The organism is Acinetobacter qingfengensis (genome assembly GCF_008693185.1).
Taxonomy (GTDB): Bacteria; Pseudomonadota; Gammaproteobacteria; order Pseudomonadales; family Moraxellaceae; genus Acinetobacter; species Acinetobacter qingfengensis.
In genome coordinates this window covers 94,438-117,299 of record NZ_VXKN01000010.1, presented here as the reverse complement: position 1 = coordinate 117,299, position 22,862 = coordinate 94,438, and the positions used below count along the sequence as shown (strand labels likewise).

The window sequence follows — 22,862 nt, the reverse complement described above, 5'->3', positions numbered from 1 at the left end:
AGAACTATTATGCCATTTTCTCTATTAAAAAACCAACTTGTCCATTTTTAGTGCATAAAAATAGCCCTGCATATACAGAGCTATCTTTTATAAAAAAATTCAGTAGGCTGAATTATTCTGTTTCTTTCTTTGGTTGTTCACGTAAACGGATACCGAGATCACGCAATTGATTGGCTTCAACTGGTGCAGGTGCCTGTGTTAACGGACATTCAGCAGTTTTGGTTTTTGGGAACGCAATCACGTCACGGATTGATGATGCGCCAGTCATTAACATAATCAGACGATCCAGACCGAATGCCAAGCCACCGTGCGGAGGCGCACCATAACGTAGAGCATTTAATAGGAAGCTGAATTTTTCTTCGGCTTCTTCTTCGGAAATACCCAAGGCTTCAAAAATGGCTTTTTGCATTTCCAGTGTATAAATACGCAGTGAACCACCACCGATTTCTGTACCGTTGAGTACCATATCATACGCAACAGAAAGTGCTTCACCCGGATTATTTTTTACATCTTCAACACTAGATTTTGGTAAGGTGAATGGGTGATGAACCGATGTCCATTTACCATCATCAGTTTCTTCAAACATTGGGAAATCGACCACCCAAAGCGGTGCCCATTCTTTGATCGAAAGTTTCAGATCATGACCAATTTTGACACGTAAAGCACCCATGGCATCGTTTACGACTTTGGCTTTGTCTGCACCAAAGAATACGATATCACCATTTTCTGCACCGACACGTTTTAGCAAATCCAGAACGATTGGTTCGATGAATTTAACAATCGGAGATTGTAAACCTTCGATACCTTTTTCCAGTTCATTGACTTTGATATAAGCCAAGCCTTTTGCACCGTAGATGCCAACAAACTTGGTGTATTCATCAATTTGGCTACGTGGCAGCGCACCTGCACCTGGCACACGTAATGCAACGATACGACCTTTAGGGTCTTTTGCAGGACCGGCAAAAACTTTAAATTCGACATCCTGCATCAGGTCTGCAACATCGACCAGTTTTAACGGAATACGCAAATCAGGTTTGTCGGAAGCATAATCACGCATGGCTTCTGAATATGGCATACGCTGGAATTTGTCGAACTTGATTCCCAGTAATTCGTCAAATAGTTTGACAGTCATACCTTCCATCAAATCCATGATGTCATCATCATTTAAGAATGATGTTTCAATGTCAATCTGGGTAAATTCCGGCTGACGATCGGCACGTAAGTCTTCATCACGGAAACATTTGGCAATTTGATAATAGCGATCTACACCACCAACCATCAATAATTGTTTAAATAATTGTGGTGATTGTGGCAGGGCATAAAAACTACCGTTGGATACACGGCTTGGTACCAGATAATCACGTGCGCCTTCCGGTGTAGCACGAGTCAGAATTGGTGTTTCCACATCAAGGAAGCCATGTTCATCCAGATAGTTACGGATCAGGTTGGTCACTTTGGAACGGAAACGTAAACGCTCCAGCATCTCTGGACGACGAATATCAAGGAAACGGAATTTCAGGCGATTTTCTTCGGATACGTTAATCGTATCGTCATTCAGTGGAAACGGTGGTGTATCTGATTGTGCAAGAACTTCAATTTCTTTGCCTAGAACTTCAATTTGACCACTGACCATATTATTATTTTCAGTACCGGCATAACGGCGACGTACACGGCCAGTAATTTTAAGAACAAATTCGGAACGTGCCTTGTCTGCGGTTGCAAATGCTTCAGGGGTATCTGGATCAATTACCACCTGCACCAGACCATCACGATCTCGCATGTCTAGAAAAATAACACCACCATGGTCACGGCGGCGATGTACCCAACCGCATAAAGTTACGGTTTGATCGATTTGCGCTTCTGTTAAAGAACCGCAGTAATGAGTTCGCATCATGAGTAGAAATCCAAACTATATTGGCTGTGATGACGTATACGTAAACAGCGTACCGTCTGTGAATTGGCGATTATGCCTATTTGAAGGAATTGTCACAAGCAGGAATTAATAAATCCTAGTAATTTTCCAACGTAATATCAAACATATTACGCTAAACATCAGGAAAAAACCTGTAGAAAATTCCACAATTAAACCACGAATAAAAAGATAATGATCCTGATCGAGAAGAGGAACTAATTTCTCTGTATTTAAATAACAAAAGATTGCGCCCAGTATAACTGAACTGAATAAAGTTAAAAAAAATTGCCAATAATTCGGTGCATGTGTATTAATTATAGGCGCAGAAAGAACTGGTCGAATCAAAAAATAGACCAATGGCAAGGTAATGATTGAGGTTGTATATTGTAGAAATAAATCCAGTGGCATGGTTTTATGCAGCAATGGCACTTGAATGGATTGCATCATAAATTCAGTTGAAAAAAATATGGGTTGATTATCGTGAGTAAAGCTATCCCAGAGGAAATGCGTGCCAATCCCAACTAATATGCCAACCGTACAGAAAAAAATTGCATCAATTCTGGAATTTCCCAAAGGTGTGATTTGCCGATTTAACCCATAATAAACATATGGACGATATAAACTGAACCAGAGTAAACAGCCGATTAAACCAAAAATTAAATCTACACTGAACATGCCTGAATATTCATGTGCCCAATCCCGATCATTGATGATTTGTCCTGCAATATCCGGAATTGCTGCCCCAATTGCAATGCTGGCCAGAGGCAATTTCCGTTTAAATAAAGGATAAAGTGCAGGTGCAACCACCATATGGGAGAGAGTAAAAGCCATAAAATCAATGTAATGTTAAAAAAGCGTTTTATCTAATCATATTGGTCACAGGATTGCAGTATTTTTTATTAACAAGCTGTGACGACCTGTTATACGTGTGTATGGTAAGTAAATAACTGGCAATAAGATGATGTGCCCATGATCGTGGTTTAAGACCTTGATAATGCCCACAATGACTGCCATGTCGTGTCGTTACCAGAATTGTTGCTGAATTTGCTTCAATAACCTCACGATATTGCCAAGCATTATTGATATGACAAATTGGATCATCTTCAGCATTGAGAATCATGGTAGGAATAGCAATGTTGGTAAATACATCAATCGGATTACAAGCATTTAAATAGGATTTATAACTGTCAAAACCAGCGAATTCGAATAAAACTTTTTGAATATCTTGTAAACGTTTACTTTTTATGACCGGTTGTAATGCAGGGTGTTGTTGTAATTGCTGTTGGTAAGGCAGAATAAAGCGTTTTTTTATAGAGGTTGCCATATATCGGTCATAAAATTTATGGACTCGATCAAATGCGACGTTCAGATCGTAACCCGGACAATAGGCAAATGCTCCACGTAATGGTGTATTTTTTCCGACTTCACCAAGATAACGCGCTAATACTGCTGTACCGGCAGAACTTCCTACTGCATACAAAGGCGAGTCAGGAAACTTGCGCTGGATATGGTCGAGTTGAGCCTGAAAATCAGGTACAGAACCCATAATATTGATACTAGTAAATGGCTGGGATGTAGTGGTATGACCACGACGTAAGCATAAAGCAATACGCCAGCCAGTCTGCCGATAAAGATCTTCGACAATTTCAGTCATACTCTGGGTATCACCTGTAACAGTATGTAACATAATAATTGTTGGACAGTCTTGAGGTAAATCATAACCTAACCAAGCAATTTCGGTTGTGGCACCATCCAGCATGCGGCATTGTTCAATTGGCTGATATGCCAGTGGTTTATTGCGAATTTTATGTTTTAAAGTCATATAAATGATTTGTGCATGCGGATTAATTAACCAAGGCGTTACAGCATACTTTTGTTCAAGTATGGGTAATTTTTTAATAATAAATTGATTTTCTGGTGTTTTTTTAAAGTACAGCTTGGGCTTTTGTATCGTACGATATTGGTAATGAATTGCTGTTAAAGCACCTAAACTGACAATTGCTTTAAGCATTTTATAATCTCGCCGACTGTACTTTAAGCAGCTCATTATAGCAAAAATGGTTACATGACAAATGAGGGATATGTGTTTATTTTTTATAAGTAAAAAATGACTATTTAAAAATTTCTATATTTTACCCTGGTCTATCTTGCTTGAAAATTCTTGCACTTTTATAAAAATGTTATAACATAACAAAATTATATTTTTGGGGATAGACATGCAATTTAAACAAAATACATTGTGGATTGCGGTTGCAAGTACATTGTTTTCAACATTTAGTATTGCCAACGATGAGATATCACAACAGGTAACGAAAGTACATCAACTACAAGCCATCACGGTAACCGCACATCCACTTAATCCCAATCAAAATGATTTTGCGAATGCAGTTAATGTGGTGGAAAAAGAACAACTTAGTCAAGGATCTGCAACACTGGGGGATGCACTTAACGGTAAACCAGGTATTAATAGTGATAATTTTGGTCCTGGGGCTAGCCGCCCTGTAATTCGTGGACAAACTGCACCACGTGTCAAAGTCTTAACAGATTCTTCCGAAACAATGGATGCCTCTCAGATTTCACCTGATCATGCTGCAACGGTTGATCCAGTATTAGCAACACGAATAGAAGTATTACGTGGTCCATCTACATTATTATATGGTGGTGGAGCCATTGGTGGTGTAGTGAATGTATTGGATGAAAAAATTCCAACCCGTATGCCAGAAAATGGTGTGGAAGGTGAAGTTCATTTAAGAGGTAATACCAATACTAATGAAAAACTGGGCGCAGCTGGTATTACTGTAGGCTTAGGCGACCAGTTTGCTTTACGTCTGGAAGGTGATCATCGAGAAGCTGATAATTATCAGGTCAGTGGTTATAGTCATGAAGGAGAAAAAGAGAAACGGGTAGATGGTACATGGAATAAAGGCCAGAATGCCAGTATTGGATTATCATGGATTGGTGAAAAGGGTTATGTTGGTCTGGCATATACTGATCGTCAGGATAAATATGCTTTGCCGGGACATAGCCATGAATATGAAAGTTGCCATTTACATGATCTAAGTTTGCATTGTGGGGCACATGATGATGAAAGTGGACACGATCATGATCACGAACATGAAAATGCACCATGGGTCGACTTAAAATCCAAACGTGTTGATTTACGCGCAGAATATTTACAGCCGTTTTCAGGTATTGAAAAAATTCGTGCCAGAGCCAGTTATACGGATTATCAGCATCAGGAAATTGAGGATGGTGAAGCAGCAACTACATTTAAAAATAAAGGGTATGATGGTCGTCTGGAATTTGTACACCAACCTTTAGCTGGATGGGAAGGCGTATTTGGTTTGCAATATGCGCATTCTGAATTTGATAATATTGGCGAAGAAAAATTCTTGCCAAAATCAACCACGGAAAATCTGGCAGCTTTCCTGATTGAGCATTATCAATGGAACGACTTACATTTTGAGTTGGGAGGTCGTGTTGAAAAACAAACTGTAGATACAGATGAGTCTGATTACAAGGATTTTGATGATACAGCATTTTCTGCATCAGGTGCTATGACCTGGGAATTTATCCCAAATTATGTCACTTCATTATCCCTGAGTTATGCTGAACGTTTACCAAATGCTCAGGAACTTTATGCCAATGGTGTCCATTTGGCAACCAACACTTATGAACTGGGTGATCAAAATCTGGGTAAAGAGAAATCTAAAAATCTTGAACTTGGCTTAAGAAAAGTTGATGGAGATCTAACATTTGCAGTAAATGCTTTCTATAATCAGGTTGATGATTATATCTATGGTCATACACTGGCACATTATGAAAATTTCCGTTTAATTCAATATCGTCAGGCAGATGTCAACTTTTATGGTGCTGAAGCTGAAGTAAAATATCAATTTACACCAATGTATAGCACCAAAGTATTTGCTGATCATGTTCGTGCTGAACTTGATCAAGGTGGTAACTTACCAAGAATTCCTGCAACACGTGCTGGTATTCGTTTTGATGCAGATTTTCTGGACGGTATTCATGGTGGTGTAGAATATGTTCACGGCTTTAAACAAAACAAAATTGCAGATTTTGAAGAAGTCACTGATGCCTATAATCTGGTTAATCTGGATGTAAGTTATGATAAAAGTTTAAATAAAAAATTATCTTATCAGGTTTATCTACAGGCAAAAAATTTACTGGATGAAACCTATTATAACCATGCATCATACTTATCTACTATTCCACAAATGGGACGTAATTTTACAGCGGGTATTCGATTCCGTTTCTAAAATTGACCAGTTTAGATGCGTAAAGCCACATGATTATTCGTGATCATGTGGCTTTTTTGTATAGGAAAGCAGATTAATTTTAGTGTTCAGGATAATTTTTTATCATTGGATGAATCATGGGGAGAGTCAGTGATATTGACCTTGAATAGATCTGAAGTTTTGACCCAACTTACTAGAATAACAACTAAAGTTACGCCACCACCAAGCATTGATGCATAAACAGCACCTAAATATTTGGCGGCCAGACCAGACTCAAAAGCCCCTAATTCATTACTACTGGATACAAACATACCATTTACTGCAGCCACACGGCCACGCATATTTTCAGGTGGAAAAATTTGTAAAATCGTCTGGCGAATCACTACGGAAATACTGTCACAAGCTCCAGTCATGGCTAGGGCAAATAATGATAGCCACATTTGTCTAGAGCAGGCAAAAATGATGGTAAAAATACCGAACCCTGCCACAGCCAACAACATATTGCGCCAGGCATGTTGGGTAGGTGGAAATCTGGTCAGGACAATCATGGTGAGTAAAGCACCAATGGATGGAGCAGCCCGCAAGAAGCCCAGTCCTTCAGCACCGATTTTGAGAATATCATTGGCAAAAATAGGTAAAAGGGCGATCACACCACCAAATAACACTGAAACCAAATCAAGAGAAATCGCCCACAATACAATTTTGGTTTTGAATATAAAGCGAAATCCTTCACTTAAACTTTGCCATAAATGATCATGTTGAATTGTTGGAAAAGTACGTTTACTTAGTTTTGAAATTAAAATAAAGCTGATAATAAGCAGACAAGTGACAATAAAAAAACTATTTTCTCGTCCTAAATAAGCCAGCATAAAACCACCTGAGACAGGCCCCAGAATTACACCACTTTGCCAGCCAATCGTTGTCCATGTTGCGCCATTGGCATACAGTGCTTTAGGAATCAGAAATGGTTTGAGCGATGTTGCAGATGGATTATAGAAACCCCGAATCGTACCTAGGCAAAAAATAACTGCATAAATTCCCAATGCCAGTTGATCTGTACTGATCTGGTGCAATCCATGCCAATGAAATAATCCCCATAAAATCATTGGCATTGGAATGGAAAAAAATAAACAGCATTGCATAATACGTTGTTTATTAAACTTATCTGCAAAATAACCACCCCATAAAGACAGGGTAATAAAAGGAATAGCTTCTGCCAAACCAATTAAACCCAAAGTTAACGGATCTTTGGTAATTTGATACAGAGAATATGAAACAATGACTTCCTGAATTAAAATCGCCAGAGTCAGACAAAACTGATTAACAGTAACAATAGAGAAATCTCGATAACGTAGTGCCGCAAAAGCATCAGTATGCTGTGACATGCCTCTTCCTTGTATGAATTGTTCTGAGATTAAATCATGGATATAACAGAAAAAATAGCTGAATACTAAGATGGAGATATAAGATATAATAAAATAGCAAGAATTAAATGTGATAATATCACTAAAGTATAAAAGGATGATTTTATGGAAATTTATCACCAAATTATAGCGAGTCCAGTTGGCGCATTGCATTTATACGCCAGTACGCAGCATTTACTTGGGATATTGTGGGGAAATGAGCAGCCAAAATGGTTATTACAGGCAAAAAAAATACATGTACAACCCAATGTCATATTGCAAAAAACTCAAAATCAATTAACAGAATACTTTGATCGAAAACGTCACACATTTGATCTACCGCTCTTGTTACAAGGAACTGTATTTCAAAAAACAGTATGGGATTCCCTGCAAAATATTCCATTTGGGGAAACTTATAGTTATTTACAGATTGCACAATTTATTGATCATCCGAAAGCAGTGAGGGCGGTTGGTGCTGCAATTGGAAAAAATCCTATTTCTATTATTGTACCTTGTCATCGGGTCATTGGAACGAATGGTAAACTCACAGGATTTGCAGGTGGTTTGGAAAATAAAAAAATCTTATTAGATATTGAACAACAAGTTGTTTTTTGACATAAGCATACAAAGAACTCCGTGACATGAATTGGCATATTCGGCTAAAATCTGGCAAATTTTAGGTTTTCGGTTTATCCTACTATGCCGTCAAAAGTGATCGCCTGTTTTGCTGGTTTTTTTTTGTCCTAGCAATTATTAATCCATTTCGGTATTTACCAATTCCTAGCTTTATTTCAGAAATATTGGTTTTTGCTGCAATTATTTTGGCAATCGTATTATTTTGGAAAAAAACACTTTATTCGCCTAAAATTGCACTGCCTATACTGGTAATTGCATTTATTCCGATTATCCAGTTTTTATTTGGACAAGTATTTTTTCTACAAAATGCTGTTTTACCAAGTTTATTTATTTGTGCAACATGGTTTGCATTATCCACCAGCTATAGTCTGACACTAGCAAAAGCGCCAAATACAAAACCTTCAGAAGGTTTTATGTATTGTTTTGCTTTAACCATGATTGCTGCAGGCGTTATTTCTTGTATTGTTGCGATTATTCAATGGTTGCATTTGGATTTACATACTCGATTGGTACTTAATTTAGTCAGTGATCGTCCTTATGCAAATATTGGACAACCTAATTTATTTGCAACATCGCTGATCATGAGTGTGTTATCTGTTTTATATCTTTATGAAAAATATAAAATAAAAACCATTTTGGCCGTGTTGCTGGGGGCATTGTTGTTATTTACCATGTCTTTGACATTATCACGTACTGCATGGCTGGCCAGTATTGTGATTGTATTGTTTCTCTTGGTTAAAGCCAAATCCAGTGGCTTTCGATTGCAACGGCGTTATATGTTGCTATGGTTTGCATTATTTATGGGATGTTTCTGGATATTGCCATATTTAAATCATTTGGTTGCTGAATACATTGCAGCAACGCCAAAATTTCAGATGCGTTCAATGGCAGATCGGACAGGTTCAGGATTTGAACGTTTTGAGATGTGGAACCAGATTTTCCATGCCGTATTACAACAACCGTGGACAGGGTATGGCTGGTATCAAACAACAGCAGCACAATATGCCGTTGCCGGTCAATTTCCGGTGCATGTTTGGCTCACCAGTTCGCATAATATCATAATTGATTTATTGGCCTGGAACGGTCTGTTACTGGGTGGCTGTATCATCGTTTATTTTTTCTTTTTCTTGCTGATATTATTTCAAAAAGCAAAAACTGTAACTGCTGGTTGTGCCATCCTAATGATGTTCGCTGTATTGATTCATGCCTTACTCGAATACCCACTGTATTATGCGTATTATTTGATTCCAGTGGCATGTTTAAGCGGTGTCATTTTGGCACAGCAAACTCAACCAAAAAATCAGATTCGATTATCTCGATGGGTGCCACGTATAGGATTTATTGCCGGAATTATTTTTATGGCATGCACCTGTTATTTTTATAGTCAGCCCACGCCTCCGGCAAAGGCTTTAGGACAAAGTACACATAGCTGGCAACTTAGAACATGGTCATTATTTGATAAACTGGATACCCGTACACAATGGGTAAGATTAAAGCCGGCAACACATTTAAGCCCGATTGAAATTGAACATTACCGTCATGTGGTACAGTGCTATTTAACACATTATGATATGTATAAATTCGCACAAGTTTTAGCTTACAATGGCGATCAACAGGGTGCAATAGAGTTACTGGGCAAGATCAACGCCATGTACAATAAAAAATATACTTATAGTGATTTATTAAATACTTTAAAAGAAAAAAGCTCTAATTCATAATTAGAGCTTTAAATAAAAAATACCATCCAAGGCGGGTTTAATCATCTTCTAGCTGACTTTGAATATAATTTTCAATGCTAACTTTTTCAATAAGATCAAGTTGAGTATCTGCCCAATCTAGATATTCTTCTTCTTTTTCAAGAATTTCTTTGAGTAAGTCTCGGGTAACATAATCAAGTTCTTGTTCAGAAAGTTTAATCCCTGCTTGTACTGACTCAATGTTTTCTTTTACTTTACGAACGTCACACTGTAAAACTTCTTGTGTGTGCTGACCAATATACAATTTACCCAAATGCTGTAAGTTAGGCAGTCCTTCCAGAAAAAGAATACGTTCGATAATTCTATCCGCATGTTTCATTTGACGGATAGATTCTTTATATTCAGCTTTGCCTAGATTTTCAATTCCCCAGTCATTAAACATACGGGAATGTAAAAAATATTGATTAATTGCCGTTAGCTCATGAAATAAGACCTGATTAAGCTGCTGGATAACTTGTTTATTACCTTGCATACCATTCCCCGAAATATCATACCATTGGCAAATAGTTTAAGTGTTGTATCGATATTAGGCGAGTATTTTTTTGAACAGCAAATGAGAATAGAAATGAATATACCTTTGATAAAAAAGAAAAACCCGCTTTGAGTCGAAGCGGGGAGGAGAAGTTTGATCGTAGTTCTTGTTTGTGGTTATTATCGTTATCTTGTCAATAAAATTATGCTGCTACAGAAATTCTTGCTGCGATCTCTGCTAGTTCTTCTGAAATAATGGCTCTTGCTTCAGGAGCACAACGACCACAACATGTGCCTAGATCTAACATATCTCGCACTTCACGAAAACTTTGCGCACCGTTTTGCATGGCATCTTTAATGTCTTGATCAGTGATTCCACGACATAAGCAAACATACATAATATCGTCAGCCCGAGATTAAATTGGATAATTAATATTATTGATAATTATTATCGTTTGTCAAATAAAATTATCGATTTTTTGATATTTATTGATAGGAAAAAAAGATCATTTTTTGAATCACGATAGGAAAATGATAATCAATATTTATATTTAAAGAAGTATTTTTGCAGAAAATATTTTTAGGTTATTGATATATATTATTTTAATTTATGTTTTGCTTTAAATTTGTCTAATCAATAAAAAATCCGGAATAACCCATTCCGGATTTTTATATCAACTAGACTGTTGGTAATAGATTCAAAAATTATTTTTTGACAAAGACTATACCGTCCATTTCGACTAATGCACCTTTTGGTAAGCTAGCAACGCCTAATGCTGCACGTGCAGGATACGGCTGTGCAAAATATTCTCCCATAATTTGATTGACAAGCTGAAAATGCGATAAATCCGTTAAGTAGATATTTAATTTGGTAATATCCTCAAGACTGGCATCTGCGGCCACACATACAGCTTTCAAATTATCAAATACTCTGCGAATTTGCGCTTCAATCCCTTCAACAAGCTCCATACTATAAGGATCTAATCCAATTTGTCCGGAAAGATATAATGTATTTTCAACCAAAATTGCTTGGGAGTAGGTGCCAATTGCAGCAGGAGCATGTTCAGTATGAATCACTTGACGAGACATGATAGGATTTCTCCTTTATTTAAAATGTAAAAATTAACTTAGCTTACTTTAGCCGTGTGGTGTGTGGCAATAGGCATGTGTAAACGAGTAATGCGAGGAAAATTAAGTATCATCCGCAAATCTCGAATAATTTGTGCAATATGATTACGGTCAATCACAACAATGTTGAAGTAGGTTTTCTGATCTTCGTGCTGTACAGACTCAACACCGGCATTACTTTTACGTGCCTGATAAATGGCCTGCGTTGTTTGTTCATCATTTAATGTCTGGTCAATGACCAGATATGCGTGGAAGCGGACGGCTTCTTGCTCCTGATTTTGCCAAGACAACGGCATAATATTTTCAGGGTGTAAACGTTGTTCCTGAATTAGATTTTGACAAGGTGTACGATGAACAATCAATCCTCGGCGAGTTAAATGTCCAGTAATGGTATCGCCAAAAACCGGATTACAGCAATGCCCATATTTGACTTCTACACCTTCAGTACCTTGAATTAGGGTGTCTGATTCGGCATTTTCTGTTTCTTGATGATTATAAAGCTTGTTAGCAACCAGCTGTGGTACTAGATCCCCTACGGCGATTTGCTCAAATAGAGCATTTTTATCTGCTAGGTGACGCCAGCTTAAAATATGCTCCCAATCCTCATCATTCAATTGCTGAACAGATCCTCCAAAAGGTTTTAATGCCCGATTCAGCGCTTGTTTACCAATCAGAATTTGCTCATCTTGATCCTGATCTTTCAGGATATTTTGAATGGCGCGGCGAGCTTTTTGCGTATTTACAAAGCTAAGCCAATCTGGATTTGGTGTGGCAAGTACATCTGTAATGATTAATACTGTTTGACCGTTTTGCACAGCAGTAGAAAGCGGTTGCTGTTCACCATTGATTTTGCAGCCAACTGCATGATTACCTAAAAATAAACTGGCTGCATAAGCAAAATCTACAGCAGTTGCACCTCGGGGTAATTCGTGTAAATGACCTTGTGGGGTATAGGCTACAATTTTTTCCTGATGTAAATAATCCAGTAAATCACTAAAAGTAGTTTTTGCACATTCATCATCAATGATGTCATTTAAGTTATATAGTGAAGCTTGAATTGCAGAGCGACAGGCTTGTGGTGCTGCCTCACCCAGTACCAGCCCAAAACGGGAAGCTTTACGCATTAATTCTGTCTGGATGGTTAAGGATAGATAGGTTTTTTCGCCTTTTAAATGCAATAGTAGTGCCTGATTACCGCCTGGCATTGGTTTACGAATGTGATCGGTATACGATAATGTGGTGAAATTTTGTCTAAGTAAGTCAACTAGCGTATCGCAATCCTGCACGGATCGTAGGATGATATCAAAGGCATGGCTGTGCGTAAGCTGATGTAAATTGATGTCATTTTTAATAAAATGCCGTAGTAATTCTGTATTATTATTTTTCTTTTTAATTCGACCTTCAAGTTGATGATCTTTTAATAGCGTGTTTAGATGTTTTTCCCATGTTGCCTGATATTCACAGCGGCGAGGTTTGGTTTCCTGTAAGGCCTGTTGCACACTGGCATACATATCCAGATCCAGATTCTGATAACACAGGTTTTCAAGCCAGTCGGCCATTTCGTTCATACCGACCAAACGTGCCATAGGAACGTAAATATCAAATGTTTCCTGAGCAATTCGTTTGCGTTTATCCGGGCGTAAAGCACCGAGTGTTGTCATATTATGATAGCGATCAGATAATTTAATAATGATGACACGAGGATCTTGTAAGGTGGCTTGCAGAAATTTTCTGAATGAAGCTGCTTTATTAAATTGCTTATCACTGGAGCTGGTGAGTTTTGTTACACCATCAACAAGATCGGCAACAGTTGGATTAAAACGAGCACTGACATCTTCTTTGCTCACAGGCGTATCTTCAATCACATCATGAAGTAATGCGGCAATTAATGTATCTTTGTCCATGCGCATTCGTGCCAGCATACAGGCGACAGCGATCGGATGAATGATATAAGGTTCGCCACTTTTGCGTGTCACGCCCTTATGTGCATCATCTGCAAAATTGCTTGCATCCATTACTTTATCAACTTGTTGAGTAGATAAATATGGTTCAATCATTGTTTTGAGCTGCTGCTTGGCATGGCTGACTGCATCACCTGGCATAAATAGACTCATCCTAAGCGTTGGTTGTCTGAAAAAGGTTAACTTATAATGAAAAACAAATTGGAATGAAAGTCAATTATAATCTCTCAAAATTGTATTATTTTTGATACAACAGGACGGAAAAATGTCCTGTTGCTTTTAAGAGACAGGTTTATCAGAGATGGAAACCTAAATTAGAAACTAAAATTACCTAAATTCAGGTTATTGGCGGAAAGTGCCAAATCTAGATTAGATTGTTGTAAATCCTGATCACGTTGTTTCAGGATATCTTTCGTGACAGTACCTAAAGCGATTTCACGAAGTGCAACAACCGTAGATTTGTCATTATCCCAGTCAACAGTCGGTTCAATGTTTTGGCGTGCCAATTGACGAGCACGTTTACTCGCAACTAATACCAACTCAAAACGGTTATCGACATGTTCCAAGCAATCTTCAACGGTTACACGTGCCATGTTTAGCCTTATTTTGATCAAAAAATTAATCAGTAATTGTAGCGTTTTTTATGCGCGTTCTCAAGCATTGCACCACAGTTTCATATCAAAGTAAGTTCTGTGAAGGGGTTAATAATTTCTGAATTAATTCACCATTTTTTCTGGCTTGTTGTTCAAGGGTTAGACGGTTGGCTGTAATAATGGATTCTAGTTCATGCAAAGCCCGATCAAATGAATCATTGACGATAACGTAATCAAAATTCACATATTGTTGCATATCAATCACGGCACCATTTAAACGGCGTTCAATGACTTCAACGCTGTCCGTACCACGATTGGATAAGCGTTGACGCAAGTCAAACTGGCTTGGTGGCAAAATAAAAATTTGAATGGAATCTGGAAAAATTTTGCGCACCTGTTCCGCGCCTTGCCAGTCAATTTCCAAAAGTACATCATGGCCTTTCTTGAGTTGCTCTTCAACTTTGGCTTGCGATGTGCCATAAAAATTACCGAATACCTCTGCATATTCGATAAAGCCATTTTTATCGACCAATTCCAGAAAGTTATCTTTATTGGTAAAGTGATAATGCACGCCATCCAGTTCTCCCGGACGTTGTGAGCGTGTGGTATGTGATACAGAAACATGTAAATTGGTGGTACGATCCAGTAGTGCTTTGACCAAAGAGGTTTTTCCTGTGCCTGACGCAGCAGATACCACAAAAAGTAAACCCGACATATAAAAATTTCCTGTATCATCAGTAATGCTGTTTAGATTGTATTAGAATGTTGATCTAAACAAAACCCAAATCCTTTTATTTTGTCAGCATATCGTTCAGGTGCAACAATGGAAATTCTTTTAGCCAATCCCCGTGGTTTTTGCGCAGGCGTGGATCGAGCCATAGCAATTGTGAACCGGGCACTAGAATGTTTTGGTGCGCCGATTTATGTGCGTCATGAAGTTGTTCATAATAAATTTGTGGTTAATGATCTTAAACAGCGTGGTGCAATTTTTGTTGATGAGCTTGATCAGGTGCCTGATGATTCGATTGTGATTTTTAGTGCGCATGGTGTGTCGAAGTCGGTACAACAGGAAGCGGAGCGTCGTCAATTAAAAGTATTTGATGCAACCTGTCCATTGGTCACTAAAGTCCATTTTGAAGTCACTAAATACTCTCGTGAAGGTACAGAAGCCATTTTAATTGGACATCATGGACATCCTGAAGTTGAAGGGACGATGGGACAATATGATACCCGATACGGTGGGAATATTTATCTGGTTGAAGATGAGCAAGATGTCGAACAATTAAATGTAAATTATCCTGATCGGTTGGCATTTGTAACTCAAACAACCTTATCCATTGATGATACTTCGAAAGTAATTGAAGCTTTGCGTGATAAATTTCCAGATATTCATGGACCGCGCAAGGATGATATTTGTTATGCTACACAAAACCGTCAAGATGCTGTACGTGATTTGGCAGAACAATGTGATGTTGTTTTGGTCGTAGGCTCACCAAATTCCTCTAATTCCAATCGTTTACGTGAGTTAGCCGAGCGTATGGGTAAATCTGCATTTTTAATTGATAATGCAGAGGAATTACAACAGGAATGGTTTTCTGCACATGCCAAAATTGGTGTAACTGCTGGGGCATCTGCGCCGGAAATTTTAATTAAACAAGTGCTTGATCGTTTACAGGACTGGGGTGCTAAAATTCCTGAAGAACTGGCCGGAAGGGAAGAACATATAACATTTAGTTTGCCTAAAGAGTTACGAATAAAAATTACGGAAGTGAACTAGAGTGTGTTGAGATTTAAATTTTTATCAGATTGACTTAATAAAAAAGCTGTTTTACTACCCGTTTAAATTCAAAGTGTAATGACGGTTTAATCGCCTATCATGACACTTTATCTATAAAAAAAACACCTTGGTCATAAAAGACCTCTACCTAATGGACAAATGTATTATCTTTGTATCCAAGCGGTAGGGGTGCAAAGATGCAAAAAAATACAGGATTTACCTTAGTTGAATTAATGGTCACGATTGCGGTTCTGGCTATTATTATGATGATGGCTGTACCTTCTTTTAGCACGTTGATGGCCAAGCAAAATTTGAATGCGACAACTCAAGAGCTTATCGCTACATTAACTGAAGCACGTGGTCAGGCAATTTTAAAAAGAACTGCTGTTACTGTGACATTAAATTCTACTTCTGAAAACTCGAGTAATCATTATTACTGGTCGCCGAAATCAAATAATACTTTAACGGCGCCAAGTGGATTATCTTCTATTACTTTTAATGAAAATGGGACCGTTACTGCGGATACAGATTTTGTGATATGCAATTCCAGATCAAATACAACAAAAACATTTTCTTTGAGTGTCATGGGTGTGGTGTATGCAATGCCCTCAGCAGATGGGACATGCTAATGCAACATAATCAGAAAGGTGTGGGAATGATGGAGATACTGGTTGCATTATTAGTCTTGGCAATAGCAGTGCTTGGTTTTACGGCTTTGCAGTTACGGGCAATTTCCAGTACCGATGAAGCTTTACAAAAAGTCAATGCAATGAGTTTAGCACGCGATCTAGCCGAACGTATTCGAGCGAATCGATCTGCATATTCAACATATCTTGCGAATTTAAATGCTTCAACACAAACAACTTCCGCATCAAAAGCATGCTTAAATGGCACAACCTGTACAGCAGCAGAAATGGCAAATTATGATACGGCGCAAGTGATTAGCAGTGCAAATGATCAGGGTATGAAAATTGCCATGCCAAGTTGTCAAGTGTCTGGAACGATCGCAAGGCAATGTATTTATGTTTCATGGAATAAAACTCAGCCACAAGATGGAACAGCGGATACCAATTGTACCAATGGCGGTTCCTATCAACCCACGGCAAGCTGTGTAGTGATGGAGTTGTATTGATGAAAACACAATATAAGCAATATGGTTTTACCTTAATTGAATTGATGGTGGCGATTGCATTGGGCTTAATTATTGTTGCAGCCGGAATTCAATTATTTATCACCGGGCAGCGCAGTTTAAATATGCAAAAGGGCATAGCTGATATTCAGAATAATGGTGTGTTTGGTCTAAATTATATGCTTAGAGATATTGGTTTAGCCAATCTGGATGCAGCGAGCACAATAATTACTGATACGACCACGTATGGTGGGATTGTTTTATCAACATCAAATTTACCCACAACAATAACGTCTACTATTCCATTGTCACAAAGTTCAGTAAATACCAGTAATGTTAATGTTAGTGCTTCAGCACAAAATAGTGATCAATTGGTTATTCAGTTTTATGCGACACAAGCGGGTTATAACTGCGAAGGTGAAAAATACAATTCGGGGCAATACATCATTCAGCGTTATTTTTTAAGAAAAGATGATAATGGTGCATCAACAGAACCAAACAGTCCACTGGCTTTGGCTTGTGAAGCTGGAAGTTATTCAGGTAGTGAGGCAACAGTGATTTCACCTACAAAATTTGGTGAGGGGAAAGGGCAAATTATTTTGCATCGTGTCGATCATTTTCATGTACTACTTGGTGTTTCTAATGCAAATCATGATGGCGCATTTCGTTATATGAATTTTGCTCAATATATGGCACTTTCTAGCCGGAGTGATACCCGAATTAATTCCATACAATTGGGCATGTTGGTACGCTCTTCTGAAAGTGTTGGCTCGGAAAATCTAATCAGTGAAACTCAAACTTTTCAGGTTTTGGATCAATCTGTAACGGTGAAAACAACAGATTCTACTGCGAAATATTTAAGACGAGTTGTACAACAGACAATCGCATTAAGAAATGGTCTATGCATCACTGACTCTTCATCAACGACAGAAAGTTGTTCTTAGTGGAGCGAAAGTTATGATAAAGCATCAAAACGGTTCCACCTTAATTGTAGTTTTAATCTTACTGTTGATGATTACCATCATGGGCACTTTGGCTGTTCGGCAAGGATTAACAACATTAAATATTGCCACCAATACACAGGCAAACCAATTGTTATTCCAGTCTTCTGATACGCCTTTATACCGTTTAGGCTCAGGTGGATTCTCCAGTACAAGTGGTAAAGCGACCAGCCTATTGGGTTATGCTTTGCTTAATCAAGGTAAAGAAGTGATATTTTGTTTTAGAAGTCAAACTTCTGAAAGTTTATTTAACACGTCAAATACAAGCTTATTAACATGGAATTCGGCACAAACAGATATTACTGTAAGTGGTACTGGTGGTTTTTGTAGTTTAAGTACGGCAACAGATTTTGCCAGCAGTCGTAAAGCACAGATGACTCAAGTTGCAATTATTGCCAATCCAATAACATCTACAGTTGATACCACACCATTCTCTTCTACATCACTTGGAACAGATTCAGATAGTTCCAACGTCACGGATACCAAGTTATTCCGTGTGTACGTTAATTCTTTTATTCCGGCACTTTCTACAGCAACAGATGCTGAAATTACAGCTTGCCTAAAACGTCCTAATGAGAGCCCATTAAGTGGTTCGGCTTCTACGATGTCAAGTTGTTTAAAGGGCTTAAATATTCCATTTAATTCACAAGTCCAAGATTTTAAACTGGATAGTTGTACCATTAGTTCAGCTAATGCTTCGACCATTACCAGTTGTAGTTAATGCTTAGGTGGCTATCATGAAAAAGATAAAATTTATAAAAAATACTGCACTTTGTCGTAAGTCTTTGGCAATCGCAATTGCTACAAGCATTATGAGTATAGGGTTGGTTCCGATTCAAATCACGACTGCCAGTGATATGGAGATTTATCAGAATCCATCAGTACAGGGTAAAACCATTATTATGCTGATGTTGGATACATCATGGAGTATGTATAACAATAAAGATGCTGGGCCCAATAGTAATGAACGACGTAGTGCAGTCATGGAACGTTCAATTAGCCTGATTTTAAATGGTGGAACAGATGATAATGGTAATACTGTCACCGCTTTAGATGATGATGTCATTGTCGGATTTTCAATGTTTGCCAATAGTGTTTACGGTCCTGGTGCAGTCGTTATTCCTGCTCGTCCACTGTCAACCAGTGTAACGGATCCGATTAGCGGTGGAACAATTACCCAGCGTGCTTTAATTCTAAAAGCCATGACATATAGTACGTCTAGTCCAAGCAGCCAGTTACAACCTAACTATTCCGCAACAACGCCAACGGTTAATTTATATGCCGAAACTGCGGCTTATTTATTGGGCACCACTACACTTGGTACAAGTACAACACAATCTTCTGGAGGAAAACGAAATACTGCGATTGGCAATGATATGACAAGTTCATCCACTTTCCAAAATAGTGGTTTTGACTATTCACAAAGTACCACGAAATCAGGATCAGTTTATAGTCCACCACTTACTGCACAAATATCCGATGATGACACACGACAGTGCTCAGCACAGGGGATTTTCTATTTTACCGATGGTACACCAACCCTGATCACACCAACACAAGCATTACCTTTATTGCAAAACTCTTTATCGCAATCGAGCTACGACAGTACTTTTAGTTGTGATAGTTCTTTGCTTAATACGGTTTATTATACTACTGGTAATCAGACCAATAAGGCTGGAGCTTATACGCCATTTTCAAATAGCCAGGATAATTCTAATTTAGAAGATCGTAGTGCCTTAACCTGTATTGGAAATTTTGCCCAACGTTTAGTGAATAAGACAGCATTAACTGCAACACCTCTTGATAAACGCATTTATACCTACGTGGTTGGTTTTGGTGCAGACTTTAAAAACAATACAACCAATTGGTTGGTTGCTAAAGAAATTCGTAAATGGGGTTATATTGGAATGAATGGAAGTCTGGATGATTATGATAATCCGACTTCTGTGACTGGCTTAACAACAACTTCCGGTTTTACTGTGGCTAATGATACAGCCGGGATTGCAACGGCAATGTCTGATTTCGTGTCCCAGCTACAAACAACATCTTTTGATGCGGCTAGTTTTGGTACTTATGTTGTCCCTAAAGATCCATTTGATACGGATAGTTCATATTCATATACCAATAGTGGTGATACGGTCTATCCTGTATTTGCTCCACAGTTCCAACCAAATATCAGTGCCGGTAATTCTACCAAACAACTTTGGCTGGGTAATTTAAAAAAATACCAGATTGTTTCCGGTGTTATTAAAGACAGCACAGGCACAACTTTACTGGATGATGATAGTCAGGTTGTTTCATCAACACATGATTTTTGGAATGCCGGAAGTAGCTCTGATGGTAGTTCTGCATTGTTGGGGGGATCACTTTCACGTTTGATTACACCGGATGCATCTTCGCAGACAACAGCAGCGAATGTAACAACAAGACCATTGTGGATTGATGCCAGTATTACCAGTGGAAAACTTAGTGCTGCAAATAGTCTGACCAAACTTACTACAGCAAATGTACTCACTGCAAGTTATACGGATACGGCTGATACAAACTATAGTTCGAGTGATAGCTCAACTTATTGGCGGGCCAATAAGTATCAACCCTATTTATTGTCAGCATTGGGATATCAATTACTTAAAAATACATTAACTGGTTATACAGCAATAAAAACATGGACGCAGTTCAGTGACGTGAGTAGTTTATCTACAGGCTCCCAAATGGGTGCGATTGTCCATTCCGACCCAATTTTGGTCACGTTGTCTGGTACCTATGATAGTGATTCAGGTACGTATACCGATCGTAGTGATTATGTGGTGTTCGGTTCTATGCAAGGTATTTTGCATATGGTGAACCAATCGACAGGTAAGGAAGTTTTTGCATTCTTGCCAAATGAAATTTTACAAGACAGTACGACGACTGATGGTACGACAACTACGTCTACAGGCGGTCGTCGGGATGCTTTGCTTAATCAGGACAATACTGTTAGATCAACAACATTACCTTATTCAGGTTTAGATGCGCCATGGAATGTCTGGACTGAATATGCTGCGGGCTCTAACAATACATTTAGCGCGACAGTTGCCAATATTTATGGCGGTATGCGTATGGGCGGAAATAGTTATTATGGCATTAATGTACTTGATCCAACTAACCCCAAATTTCTATTCCAGATTGATCCTATCAATGGGACAATTAAATCCAGCTCATCAGTTACAGTGACTACCGCTCAACAGGCTGCGTTGCAAGCCATGGGGCAAAGTTGGTCGAAACCGACACTGGCAAAAATTCGTTATAACAATGAAATCCGTAAGGTAATGATTGTCGGTGGCGGTTATGATACTGCCTATGAAGATACGGGATATGTGCCACAGAAATCTTTAGGGACTACAACCACAACATCAACGCAAACAAGTGATCCAGTGGTAACCACTACTACTGGCTCAACTACTACAACTACAACTCCAACCTCAACTACTACAACCAGTTATGTTACTTCTAATACAGGTGCTGGTACTACAACTGCAACAAGTTCGACATCAACGACAACATCAACCAGTGATCCTGTAACAACAACATCGATCAGTGGTAATACCACTACGACCACAACGGAGACTACAGTAACGACTGTAGCAACAACACCAATCACAGAAACGAAAATTAGTTATTCCAATGCGAATTCTAATAGTTGTCAGGGTGGAGGACGTCGCAGTTGTTATCTAAAAACTACAACAACATCAACTTACAATCAAATTGTTACAACAGTGGAAACAACGACTTCAGTTGTTACCACCACTACAACGAGTACAACTACAACCAATACTTCAAACAAAGGCGCTGGTGTTTATATCTTTGATGCCGAAACCGGTGAACTGATCTGGGATGCCCGATTTGGTTCTAGTAGTACGGCTGCCGGTGAGATTAAAAGCCCAAATATGCAATATAGTGTTGTTAGTCAGATTAAGGCAGAAGATCGTAATAATGATGGTTTGGCAGATCATTTGTATTTTGGCGATTTAGGTGGACAAGTTTGGCGGGTCGATTTAAATAATACTTATGGGACTGCTAAGGTAAGTTTTGCTGAATTAACTCGCTTGGCAGATTTTAGCAGTCAATATCAACGTTTTTATGAAATGCCAACGTTTACTATTCATACAGATAGTAATGGTCGTTTTGCAGCGATTGCTTTGGCATCAGGTAATCGTAGCCGTCCACTAGATGAAACGAATACGTATAATAATCGCTTATATGTATTGTTCGATCATGATGTAACTTCAAATAGTTTATATAGTAGTAGTTATACTAAAACTCTGCAAAATGCGGCTGAATCTAATTTAGTTGCTTTTTCCGGTTTAGGAACTGCTGCGACAACAGCATTTACCAATAAAACTAAAGCAGGCTGGTACTATGAATTAACCAATACAGGAACTTCAACTAGCTATAGTAATGGTACAGTAAAAGCATTGGGTCCTTATGTTGCATTGGCATCAGGTGGAAATTATTCTGATCTATATGTGTCTTTATATAATCCGGAAGAAAGTTCCAGTAATCAGCCAACGACTTGTACAGGTGGAATTACCGGAGTCACCACATCAGCGCAATTTTGTTTGCCCTATGGTATTTGTTCTGGTGCAACATCAGGCGGTATCGTGTTTACTAAAATGGGTGACGGGATTCAAAAACTGAATGCAGCAACTTATAGCAATGGTTCAAGTACTGTATCTGGTATTCTGAACGTTTCAACATCCACAAATACATCCGGGACATCTAATAGTACTTACACGCAAATTAAACAATTTAAACCGTTACGCTGGTTTAACCAAAGTGTGGTTGAGTAAGGGGGG

At 38.5% G+C, this 22,862-nt stretch carries 19 protein-coding genes; 9 read left to right on the top strand and 10 right to left on the bottom strand.

Annotation, left to right across the window (positions count from 1 at the left end; all coding sequences use genetic code 11):
• Positions 1 to 112: 112 nt before the first annotated feature.
• From aspS to F4V57_RS12375, 3 genes are all read right to left on the bottom strand, one after another.
• Complete coding sequence (aspS, locus tag F4V57_RS12385) at positions 113 to 1,894, bottom strand: aspartate--tRNA ligase (RefSeq protein ID WP_070071019.1); 1,782 nt, start codon at positions 1,892 to 1,894, stop codon at positions 113 to 115.
• Positions 1,895 to 1,999: 105 nt separating this feature from the next.
• The gene (locus F4V57_RS12380) at positions 2,000 to 2,743 is read right to left on the bottom strand and encodes a DUF4184 family protein (protein ID WP_081409292.1); all 744 of its coding nucleotides are present in this window, start codon (positions 2,741 to 2,743) and stop codon (positions 2,000 to 2,002) included.
• 28 nt (positions 2,744 to 2,771) lie between these two features.
• Complete coding sequence (locus tag F4V57_RS12375) at positions 2,772 to 3,923, bottom strand: YheT family hydrolase (protein WP_070071017.1); 1,152 nt, start codon at positions 3,921 to 3,923, stop codon at positions 2,772 to 2,774.
• 205 nt (positions 3,924 to 4,128) lie between these two features.
• Here F4V57_RS12375 and F4V57_RS12370 point away from each other — a divergent pair, with 205 nt between their 5' ends.
• Entirely contained in the window at positions 4,129 to 6,192 is a 2,064-nt protein-coding gene (locus F4V57_RS12370) for a TonB-dependent receptor domain-containing protein (protein ID WP_070071016.1), read from the top strand.
• A gap of 86 nt (positions 6,193 to 6,278) precedes the next feature.
• Here F4V57_RS12370 and F4V57_RS12365 read toward each other — a convergent pair whose 3' ends face one another.
• Positions 6,279 to 7,556, bottom strand: coding sequence for an MFS transporter (locus tag F4V57_RS12365; RefSeq protein WP_070071015.1), 1,278 nt, complete (start codon positions 7,554 to 7,556; stop codon positions 6,279 to 6,281).
• A 144-nt stretch (positions 7,557 to 7,700) separates the two neighbouring features.
• Here F4V57_RS12365 and F4V57_RS12360 point away from each other — a divergent pair, with 144 nt between their 5' ends.
• Positions 7,701 to 8,189 (top strand): methylated-DNA--[protein]-cysteine S-methyltransferase, encoded by a 489-nt coding sequence (locus F4V57_RS12360; protein WP_070071014.1) that lies wholly within the window; start codon positions 7,701 to 7,703, stop codon positions 8,187 to 8,189.
• Positions 8,190 to 8,395: 206 nt separating this feature from the next.
• The gene (locus F4V57_RS12355; RefSeq protein WP_141729294.1) at positions 8,396 to 9,928 is read left to right on the top strand and encodes a PglL family O-oligosaccharyltransferase; all 1,533 of its coding nucleotides are present in this window, start codon (positions 8,396 to 8,398) and stop codon (positions 9,926 to 9,928) included.
• Positions 9,929 to 9,965: 37 nt separating this feature from the next.
• Here F4V57_RS12355 and bfr read toward each other — a convergent pair whose 3' ends face one another.
• The 6 genes from bfr to gmk all read right to left on the bottom strand — a co-directional run bounded on the left by bfr (position 9,966) and on the right by gmk (position 14,835).
• The gene (gene bfr / locus F4V57_RS12350; RefSeq protein WP_070071012.1) at positions 9,966 to 10,439 is read right to left on the bottom strand and encodes a heteropolymeric bacterioferritin subunit Bfr; all 474 of its coding nucleotides are present in this window, start codon (positions 10,437 to 10,439) and stop codon (positions 9,966 to 9,968) included.
• Positions 10,440 to 10,641: 202 nt separating this feature from the next.
• Positions 10,642 to 10,836, bottom strand: a complete 195-nt coding sequence (locus tag F4V57_RS12345) for a bacterioferritin-associated ferredoxin (RefSeq protein ID WP_070071011.1) — start codon at positions 10,834 to 10,836, stop codon at positions 10,642 to 10,644.
• A 307-nt stretch (positions 10,837 to 11,143) separates the two neighbouring features.
• Positions 11,144 to 11,527, bottom strand: a complete 384-nt coding sequence (locus F4V57_RS12340) for a RidA family protein (protein ID WP_070071010.1) — start codon at positions 11,525 to 11,527, stop codon at positions 11,144 to 11,146.
• A gap of 38 nt (positions 11,528 to 11,565) precedes the next feature.
• The gene (locus F4V57_RS12335) at positions 11,566 to 13,668 is read right to left on the bottom strand and encodes a RelA/SpoT family protein (protein WP_070071009.1); all 2,103 of its coding nucleotides are present in this window, start codon (positions 13,666 to 13,668) and stop codon (positions 11,566 to 11,568) included.
• 173 nt (positions 13,669 to 13,841) lie between these two features.
• A complete protein-coding gene (gene rpoZ, locus F4V57_RS12330; protein WP_070071008.1) occupies positions 13,842 to 14,120 on the bottom strand; it encodes a DNA-directed RNA polymerase subunit omega in 279 nt (92 codons plus the stop codon).
• Between the two features lie 85 nt (positions 14,121 to 14,205).
• Positions 14,206 to 14,835: a guanylate kinase gene (gene gmk, locus F4V57_RS12325; RefSeq protein ID WP_070071007.1), complete on the bottom strand. Its 630-nt coding sequence runs from the start codon at positions 14,833 to 14,835 to the stop codon at positions 14,206 to 14,208.
• 108 nt (positions 14,836 to 14,943) lie between these two features.
• On the opposite strand from gmk, the gene ispH reads away from it, so the two are divergent.
• The 6 genes from ispH to F4V57_RS12295 all read left to right on the top strand — a co-directional run bounded on the left by ispH (position 14,944) and on the right by F4V57_RS12295 (position 22,856).
• Positions 14,944 to 15,897, top strand: a complete 954-nt coding sequence (gene ispH / locus F4V57_RS12320) for a 4-hydroxy-3-methylbut-2-enyl diphosphate reductase (RefSeq protein WP_070071006.1) — start codon at positions 14,944 to 14,946, stop codon at positions 15,895 to 15,897.
• A 197-nt stretch (positions 15,898 to 16,094) separates the two neighbouring features.
• Complete coding sequence (locus tag F4V57_RS12315; RefSeq protein WP_070071005.1) at positions 16,095 to 16,526, top strand: GspH/FimT family pseudopilin; 432 nt, start codon at positions 16,095 to 16,097, stop codon at positions 16,524 to 16,526.
• Complete coding sequence (gene pilV, locus F4V57_RS12310) at positions 16,520 to 17,029, top strand: type IV pilus modification protein PilV (RefSeq protein WP_228268232.1); 510 nt, start codon at positions 16,520 to 16,522, stop codon at positions 17,027 to 17,029. Before F4V57_RS12315 ends, pilV begins: the two co-directional genes overlap by 7 nt.
• The gene (locus F4V57_RS12305) at positions 17,029 to 17,970 is read left to right on the top strand and encodes a PilW family protein (RefSeq protein ID WP_070071003.1); all 942 of its coding nucleotides are present in this window, start codon (positions 17,029 to 17,031) and stop codon (positions 17,968 to 17,970) included. Before pilV ends, F4V57_RS12305 begins: the two co-directional genes overlap by 1 nt.
• A gap of 13 nt (positions 17,971 to 17,983) precedes the next feature.
• Positions 17,984 to 18,748 (top strand): pilus assembly protein PilX, encoded by a 765-nt coding sequence (locus F4V57_RS12300; protein WP_081409290.1) that lies wholly within the window; start codon positions 17,984 to 17,986, stop codon positions 18,746 to 18,748.
• 16 nt (positions 18,749 to 18,764) lie between these two features.
• A complete protein-coding gene (locus F4V57_RS12295; RefSeq protein WP_070071002.1) occupies positions 18,765 to 22,856 on the top strand; it encodes a pilus assembly protein in 4,092 nt (1,363 codons plus the stop codon).
• Positions 22,857 to 22,862 lie beyond the last annotated feature (6 nt).